We start from the raw sequence: 8,260 nt of genomic DNA on the forward strand, positions 1-8,260 counted from the left end.
TCACAAGAACAAAAAGATCCGAGGTGTTGCATGTCCGAGCTATCCGAAGCGCGCATCCCCGACGCACCCGCCATTCAGCGTTTGCCCCTTTTGCAACTGATCCTGGTTGGCCTGCAACACGTTCTGCTGATGTACGGCGGAGCCATCGCGGTGCCGCTGATCATCGGACAGGCCGCTGGCCTGAGTCGTGAAGAAATCGCCTTCCTGATCAACGCCGACCTGCTGGTCGCCGGCATTGCCACCATCGTGCAATCGCTGGGCATCGGCCCCATGGGCATCCGCATGCCAGTGATGATGGGCGCCAGTTTCGCCGCCGTCGGCAGCATGGTCGCCATGGCCGGCATGCCTGGCATCGGCCTGCAAGGGATCTTCGGCGCGACCATCGCCGCCGGGTTCTTCGGCATGCTCATCGCGCCGTTCATGTCCAAAGTCGTACGCTTCTTCCCGCCGCTGGTGACCGGCACGGTCATCACCTCGATCGGCTTGTCACTGTTCCCCGTTGCCGTTAACTGGGCCGGCGGCGGCGCCCAGGCCGCTCAATTCGGTTCCCCGATCTACTTGACCATTGCGGCGCTGGTGTTGGGCACCATCCTGTTGGTGCATCGCTTCATGCGCGGTTTCTGGGTCAATATTTCCGTGCTGATCGGCATGTGCCTGGGCTACGTGCTTTGCGGTCTGATCGGCATGGTCGACCTCAGTGGCATGGCGCAGGCGCCGTGGCTGCAATTCGTCACCCCGCTGCATTTCGGCATGCCGAAATTCGAACTCGCTCCAATCCTTTCGATGTGCCTGGTGGTGGTGATCATCTTCGTCGAGTCCACCGGGATGTTCCTGGCGCTGGGCAAGATCACAGGTCAAGAAGTCTGCCCGCGCATGCTGCGTCGTGGCTTGCTGTGCGATGCCGGCGCTTCGTTCTTCGCCGGTTTCTTCAACACCTTCACCCACTCCTCGTTCGCGCAGAACATCGGCCTGGTGCAGATGACCGGCGTGCGCTGCCGTTCGGTGACCATCGTTGCCGGTGGTTTGCTGATCGTGCTGAGTCTGTTGCCAAAAGCAGCATTCCTCGTGGCCTCGATTCCACCGGCAGTGCTCGGTGGTGCGGCGATTGCGATGTTCGGCATGGTCGCCGCCACCGGAATCAAGATTCTTCAGGAAGCCGACATCGGTGACCGTCGCAACCAGTTGCTGGTGGCGGTGAGCATCGGCATGGGCCTGATCCCGGTGGTGCGTCCGGAGTTTTTCGCCCACCTGCCCGTGTGGATGAGCCCGATCACCCACAGCGGCATCGCCATGGCCACCCTTAGCGCCCTGTCGTTGAACCTGCTGTTCAACATCCTTGGCGGTAGCGAACGCGCCGCCGCCAACGACTGCCACGCCCACTAACAGGCAAACACAAAACCCTGTAGGAGCGAGCCTGCTCGCGATGGTCGCTAACGATAAGGCGCTGTTGGTTGGATAAACGCGGCGCTCTCAAGTCCATCGCGAGCTCGCTCCTACAGGGTCGGGGGTTGCCTGCGCCTTGCAAAAATAAAACAAGAGGGAGTAACAGATGATTCGGACACAGACAAACCTGTTGTTGGGAGGGGGTCTTTTGGCCGCGACTCAAGCCATGGCCGGCGATTTGCTGCTGTGGCAAACCAACAGCTTGAGCTATCTGTACGGCAAGGATTTCGCGATCAACCCGTCGATCCAGCAGACGATAACCTTCGAACACGCCGACCGCTGGAAGTACGGCGACAACTTCCTGTTCGTCGACAGCACCTACTACAACGGCGAGAAAGACCGGAGAAAGGCGTTCACGCCTATTACGGCGAATTCAGCCCGCGCCTCTCCTTCGGCAAAATCCTCGACCGCCGTTTCGAATTCGGCCCGATCAAGGACGTGTTGCTGGCCATGACCTACGAGAATGGCGAAGACGACAGCGAGGCCTATCTGATTGGCCCCGGTTTCGACCTCGCGGTACCGGGCTTCAACTTTTTCACCTTGAACTTCTACTATCGCCAGACCGAAGGCTCGCGTCCCGGCGATGATGTCTGGCAGATCACGCCGGCCTGGTCCTACACCCTGCCATTGGGCAACTCGAACCTGTTGATCGACGGCTACATCGACTGGGTCGTGGATAACGACCAGAACTCCCATGGCACCTATCACGCCAACCTGCACTTCAACCCGCAGATCAAATACGACCTGGGCAAGGCCCTGGGCTGGCGGGAGAAACAGGTGTATGTCGGCGCCGAGTACAGCTACTGGAAAGACAAGTACGGCATCGAAAATAACGCCAATCTCGACACCCATGAAAGCACCACCAGCCTGCTGGTGAAGGTGCATTTCTAAGATGACCCGCAACCGTGCGCCAAACCTGTCGTCGGTGCGCTGTTGCGGGGCACTTGAGACCTGGCCGAGGAGTCAGTATTCTCCGCGGCCGCCTGAATCCGCTTTAAAAAAAAGCCCGGATTTAAATCCTGACCAGAAAGCCAACTTATCCCGGCTCTGGACGGTACCAAGGCATTCCCACCCCCCTCTCAATCGACTGCTCAAGAGCCGCCGAGCGGGAGTTATTTGTTTTCAGAAAGCCTTGGCGCAGCTCTTGCTAACAGCACTAAAGCTGACCGATTGGATGATTTTTACAGCTACAGAAAAAGGCGCCACACCAGAGCGTCGACCTTAAAAAAACGTGAAACCACTACTTTTTTGGAGCAACCGAATGAAACGCACGTGCACTAGCCTGATGCTGGCTGGATCAATGCTGGCGGGGGCCAGGCCATGGCCGGCGACTTGCTGCAATGGCAGAACAACAGCTTGACTTACCTGTATGGCAAGGACTTCCAGGTCAACCCACGAATTCAGCAGACGGTGACCTTCGAACACGCCGATGGCTGGAAATACGGCGACAACTTCTTCTTCATCGACAAGATCTTCTACAACGGCAAGCCAGATGCTTTCGCGGGTGAAAATACTTACTACGGCGAATTCAGCCCGCGCCTGTCATTCGGCAAGATCTTCGACCAGAAGCTCGAGTTCGGCCCGATCAAGGACGTCCTGCTGGCCATGACCTATGAGTTCGGCGAGAACGACACCGAGTCGTACCTGATCGGTCCAGGCTTCGACCTGGCCATCCCGGGCTTCGACTACTTCCAGTTGAACTTCTACAACCGTCACACCGAAGGCAGCCGCCCGGGTGACAACATCTGGCAGGTCACGCCGGTCTGGTCCTACACCATCCCGGTGGGCGATTCGAGCATCCTCATCGACGGTTTCATGGATTGGGTAGTCGACAACGACGTAAACAAAAAAGGCGAATACCACGCCAACCTGCACTTTAATCCGCAGATCAAGTACGACCTGGGCAAGGCGCTGAACCTGGGCGAGAAGCAGTTGTACGTCGGTGTCGAATACGACTACTGGAAAAACAAATACGGTATCGAAGACAGCCAGGGCTTCAAGACCGATCAGAGCGCGACCAGCTTACTGGTCAAGGTTCACTTCTGATCTGAAAACCTTCGCCTGTAGGAGCGAGCTTGCTCGCGATGGACCTGGGGCAACGCGTTGAATCAGGAAACACGCGTTATCGTTAACGTCCATCGCGAGCATGCTCGCTCCTACACCAATCCAAGAAACCGACACAACTCGTCCTTCTTGGCCAACGCATCCCGCCGCCCCAAATCAATCAACTCGCTGCAATACCCAGCTTCGAACAACAAATAACTCAACACCCCCGCCCCGCTGGTCTTCGTCGCCCCCGGCCCGCGCAAAAACAGACGCAGTGCCGCCGGCAATTCCTGGCGATGGCGTGCAGCAATCTCATCGATCGGCTGACTCGGCGAAATCACCAGCACCTCCACAGGCGCCACACCCAGCGCACGGGTCGGCGCACCCTTTGGCATGAAGTGACTGAACTGATTCAAACGCTGCAACAACTCGATATCACTTTCCAGACTGTCAATGAACGTACTGTTGAGCATGTGCCCGCCGATCTGCGCCAGTGTCGGTTGCTGCCCGGTATAGGCACGTTGCAGCGGTTGCTCCGGATCGATGCCGCGCGGGTTGCCGCTGACGCCCACCACCAGTACACGACTGGCGCCCAAATGCAGCGCCGGGCTGATCGGCGCCGATTGGCGCACCGCGCCATCGCCGAAATACTCTTCGCCGATTTTCACCGGGGCGAACAGCAGTGGAATGGCAGAACTGGCGAGCAGATGTTCAACGGAAATTTGGGTTGGAATGCCAATCCGGCGGTGACGCAACCAGGCATCGATTGTCCCGCCGCCCTGATAGAACGTGACCGCTTGTCCGGACTCGTAACCGAACGCCGTTACCGCCACCGCATGCAATTGTTTCTGTGCGATGGCTTCGGCGATGCCATTCATGTGCAATTTTTCGTTGAGCAAGCGGCGCAGTGGCGAACTGTTGAGCAACGCCACCGGTACCTGGGCGCCAAGACCCAGCAAGCTGTGACTGACAAAGCGACTGGCCTGGTGGATCACTCCCGGCCAGTCACTGCGCAGCACCCGGTGACTGCGAAAGCTTTGCCAGAAGGCCGTCAAGCGCTCGATGGCCAGGCGAAAATCCATGGCCCCGCTTGCCAGACTGACCGCATTGATCGCGCCGGCGGAGGTGCCGACGATCACTGGAAACGGGTTGTCCGCGCCCAAGGGCAAAAGTTCGGCAATCGCCGCCAGCACACCGACCTGATAGGCCGCCCGAGCCCCGCCGCCGGATAGAATCAACCCTGTAACCGGTTCAGCAGGACTCATGCACAACGCTCCATGCTCTTTGATGGAATCTTCCCTTGTAGGAGCGAGCTCGGCTCCGGGCGGCGTTCCGACGATGGTCGTCAACGATAACGCTGGCAGCCTGACACCCCGCGGCGTTCTTGGTCCATCGCGAGCATGCTCGCTCCTACAGGGTTCGATTGTTCAACCGCGTTTGGCGTACAGCTTGGGCTCACCGGGTGGACGGCTCTTGAAGCGGCGATGGGCCCAGAGGTATTGCTGCGGACAATCGCGCAACACCCCTTCGATCCACTGATTGATGCGCAGGCAGTCGGCTTCTTCGGTTTCGCCGGGGAAACCTTCGAGCGGTGCGTGGATCACCAGACGATATCCCCTGCCGTCCGCCAAGCGCTCCTGGGTGAACGGCACCACCAGCGCCTTGCCCAGCCGCGCAAACTTGCTGGTGGCGGTGACGGTCGCGGCCTGAATGCCGAACAATGGCACGAAAATGCTTTGCTTGGCGCCGTAATCCTGGTCTGGTGCATACCAGATCGCCCGGCCTGAGCGCAGCAGTTTGAGCATGCCACGTACATCTTCACGCTCCACCGCCAGCGAATCCAGATTGTGCCGCTCGCGACCGCGACGCTGCACATAGTCGAACAACGGGTTCTTGTGTTCGCGGTACATGCCGTCGATGGTGTGTCGCTGGCCAAGCAGTGCGGCGCCGATTTCCAGGGTGGTGAAATGCACGGCCATCAGAATCACACCCTTGCCTTCGCGATGGGCCTGCTGCAAATGCTCCAGCCCTTCGATGTGGGCCAGTTTTGCCAGACGTTCACGCGACCACCACCAGCTCATCGCCATTTCGAAAAAAGCGATACCGGTAGAGGCGAAGTTTTCCTTGAGCAGACGTTTGCGCTCGGCAGCGGACTTTTCAGGGAAACACAGCTCCAGATTGCGCTTGGCAATGCGCCGTCGGTCGCCGGCCACCCGATACATCAAGGCGCCGAGTGCACGACCAATCCACAGCAATGCCCGGTATGGCAACTGGACAATCAGCCACAACAGCCCAAGGCCCAACCACAGCGGCCAGAAACGTGGAGACAGAAAGGTTGTTCGAAAACGCGGGCGATCCATTAAAGCTTCCGCAAAGACATATGGCCGCGCATTCTACATCGTTCGACCCGGCTTGCGGCCCGCGGGCGTTCTCGTTATAAGTCTGGGCACTTTTAGTGACAAGTCGTTGTATGCCGACCATGAGCCAAACCGAACCGCTAGACCAAGATCCCGTGTTCCAGCTGAAGGCAGCATGCTCGCCATTACGGTGCTGGAACTGGCCCGTAACGACCTCGAAGGCCTTGATCGGCAATTGGCCGCCAAAGTCGCCCAGGCGCCTGGCTTTTTCAGCAATGCGCCGCTGGTACTGGCCCTGGACAAACTTCCGGCCAACGAAGGCGCGGTTGATCTGCCGGGCCTGATGCGCATCTGCCGCCAGCACGGCCTGCGCACGCTGGCGATCCGCGCCAGCCGCATCGAAGACATCGCCGCCGCCATCGCGGTCGACCTGCCGGTGCTGCCGCCGTCCGGTGCCCGTGAGCGTCCGCTGGACCTGAACGAAGGCGCAGTTGCGAAAAAACCGGAAAAACCACCGGAACCAACGATCAAGCCAACGAAAATCATCACTTCGCCAGTACGCGGTGGCCAGCAGATTTATGCCCAAGGCTGCGATCTGGTGGTGATTTCCTCGGTCAGCCCGGGGGCGGAACTTCTCGCCGATGGCAACATCCATGTATACGGCCCATGCGTGGTCGGGTGTTGGCCGGGGTCAAAGGCGACAAAAAAGCCAGGATTTTCTGTCAGCAAATGAGCGCTGAACTAGTCTCCATCGCAGGTCATTACAAGGTATCCGAAGATCTGCGTCGCGACCCTTTATGGGGTTCGAGCGTACAGGTAAGCCTGTCGGGCGATGTGTTGAACATCATTCGGCTTTAACGGATACTGCCGCATTTTCCAAACATCTCTAAAACGTAGCGAAAACAGCTCAAACGAAGTAGGAAACAGGCCAAAAGTAGTGTTTGCCAAAGGTAAGCGCTGCCCAAACCGAATTCCAGCCAAGGCTGTTCGACTGCAGTAGTTTTTCAGAGATGTTTTCAGGGGCTAAAAGTCCTTTTTCCTTAGGGGTGAAACACCTTGGCCAAGATTCTCGTGGTTACATCCGGCAAGGTGGTGTGGGTAAGACCACCACCAGCGCCGCTATCGGTACCGGCCTCGCTCTGCGCGGCCACAGAACAGTTATCGTCGACTTCGACGTCGGTTTGCGTAACCTCGACCTGATCATGGGTTGCGAGCGCCGCGTGGTTTACGACTTCGTCAACGTCGTCAACGGCGAAGCCAACCTGCAACAGGCCCTGATCAAAGACAAGCGCCTGGAAAACCTCTACGTGCTGGCCGCCAGCCAGACCCGCGACAAAGACGCGCTGACCGTCGAAGGCGTGGAAAAAGTCCTGATGCAACTCAAGGAAGACTTCGAGTTCGTGGTCTGCGACTCCCCGGCGGGCATCGAGAAAGGCGCCCACCTGGCCATGTACTTCGCTGACGAAGCGATCGTCGTGACCAACCCGGAAGTGTCCTCGGTCCGTGACTCCGACCGCATGCTCGGCCTGTTGGCCAGCAAGTCCCGTCGCGCCGAACGTGGCGAAGACCCGATCAAGGAACACCTGCTGATTACCCGTTATCACCCGGAGCGTGTGAGCAAAGGCGAAATGCTCGGCGTAGAAGACGTCAAGGAAATCCTCTCGGTGGCCCTGCTCGGCGTGATCCCGGAATCCCAGGCGGTGCTAAAGGCATCCAACCAGGGCGTTCCGGTGATCCTCGACGACCAGAGCGATGCCGGCCAGGCCTACAGCGATACTGTTGACCGCCTGCTGGGCAAAACCGTGGAACATCGTTTCCTCGACGTACAGAAGAAGGGATTCTTCGAGCGCCTGTTTGGAGGCAACTAAGCAATGAACCTTTTTGACTTCTTTCGTGCCAACAAAAAGCAAGCACCGCGTCGGTAGCGAAAGAGCGTCTACAGATCATCGTGGCGCACGAACGCGGCCAACGCAGCACCCGACTACCTGCCGGCCTTGCAAAAGGAATGGTCGAGGTGATTCGCAAGTACGTCAATATCGGTCCGATGACGTGCATGTCGCACTGGAAAGCCAGGGCAGCTGCTCGATCTGGAACTCAATATCACCCTGCCAGATCGCTGAGTCGATCCGGCTGGAGCCACGGCGGCTCGATCACTTGAGCGCCCTTTTTCTGTAGGAGCCGGCTTGCTGGCGATGCAGGCGGCGCGTTGTATCTGTTACAACGCGTTGATGCCATCGCTGGCAAGCCAGCTCCTACAGGTAGGGCGTCAGTGATCGAGTCGCCGTTGGCATTTGTTACGAGGCTGTTTTAATGCCGTTGTCCAACGTCCATATCATCCATCAGGACGCCGCCGTGCTGGTGGTGAACAAAACCGACCCTGTTGCTCTCCGTCCCTGGCCGGGCCGACGACAACA

Annotated in this window: 4 protein-coding genes and 5 pseudogenes; 7 read left to right on the forward strand and 2 right to left on the reverse strand. The window is 58.5% G+C overall.

Annotation, left to right across the window (positions count from 1 at the left end; all coding sequences use genetic code 11):
* Window positions 1-30 precede the first annotated feature (30 nt).
* The 3 genes and pseudogenes from CES87_RS25925 (at window position 31) to CES87_RS25935 (ending at window position 3,489) form a co-directional block, all read left to right on the forward strand.
* The gene (locus tag CES87_RS25925; protein WP_128608351.1) at window positions 31-1,383 is read left to right on the forward strand and encodes a nucleobase:cation symporter-2 family protein; all 1,353 of its coding nucleotides are present in this window, start codon (window positions 31-33) and stop codon (window positions 1,381-1,383) included.
* A gap of 166 nt (window positions 1,384-1,549) precedes the next feature.
* Window positions 1,550-2,334 (forward strand): annotated as a pseudogene (locus CES87_RS25930) (outer membrane protein OmpK).
* A gap of 370 nt (window positions 2,335-2,704) precedes the next feature.
* Window positions 2,705-3,489: pseudogene (locus CES87_RS25935) on the forward strand (outer membrane protein OmpK).
* 110 nt (window positions 3,490-3,599) lie between these two features.
* Here CES87_RS25935 and CES87_RS25940 read toward each other — a convergent pair.
* Both CES87_RS25940 and CES87_RS25945 read right to left on the reverse strand, forming a co-directional pair.
* On the reverse strand, window positions 3,600-4,754 hold the full coding sequence (locus CES87_RS25940; RefSeq protein ID WP_128608353.1) for a patatin-like phospholipase family protein: 1,155 nt from the start codon (window positions 4,752-4,754) through the stop codon (window positions 3,600-3,602).
* Window positions 4,755-4,916: 162 nt separating this feature from the next.
* Window positions 4,917-5,849 (reverse strand): lipid A biosynthesis lauroyl acyltransferase, encoded by a 933-nt coding sequence (locus CES87_RS25945; protein ID WP_128608354.1) that lies wholly within the window; start codon window positions 5,847-5,849, stop codon window positions 4,917-4,919.
* Window positions 5,850-5,968: 119 nt separating this feature from the next.
* Here CES87_RS25945 and minC point away from each other — a divergent pair.
* From minC to CES87_RS25965, 4 genes and pseudogenes are all read left to right on the forward strand, one after another.
* Window positions 5,969-6,704: pseudogene (minC, locus tag CES87_RS25950) on the forward strand (septum site-determining protein MinC).
* 198 nt (window positions 6,705-6,902) lie between these two features.
* Window positions 6,903-7,714, forward strand: a pseudogene (gene minD, locus CES87_RS25955) (septum site-determining protein MinD).
* A gap of 80 nt (window positions 7,715-7,794) precedes the next feature.
* On the forward strand, window positions 7,795-8,004 hold the full coding sequence (locus tag CES87_RS25960) for a hypothetical protein (protein ID WP_371858266.1): 210 nt from the start codon (window positions 7,795-7,797) through the stop codon (window positions 8,002-8,004).
* A 152-nt stretch (window positions 8,005-8,156) separates the two neighbouring features.
* Window positions 8,157-8,260, forward strand: a pseudogene (locus tag CES87_RS25965) (RNA pseudouridine synthase); the annotation flags it as partial.

The organism is Pseudomonas sp. ERMR1:02, from assembly GCF_002277815.1.
Classification (GTDB): domain Bacteria; phylum Pseudomonadota; class Gammaproteobacteria; order Pseudomonadales; family Pseudomonadaceae; genus Aquipseudomonas.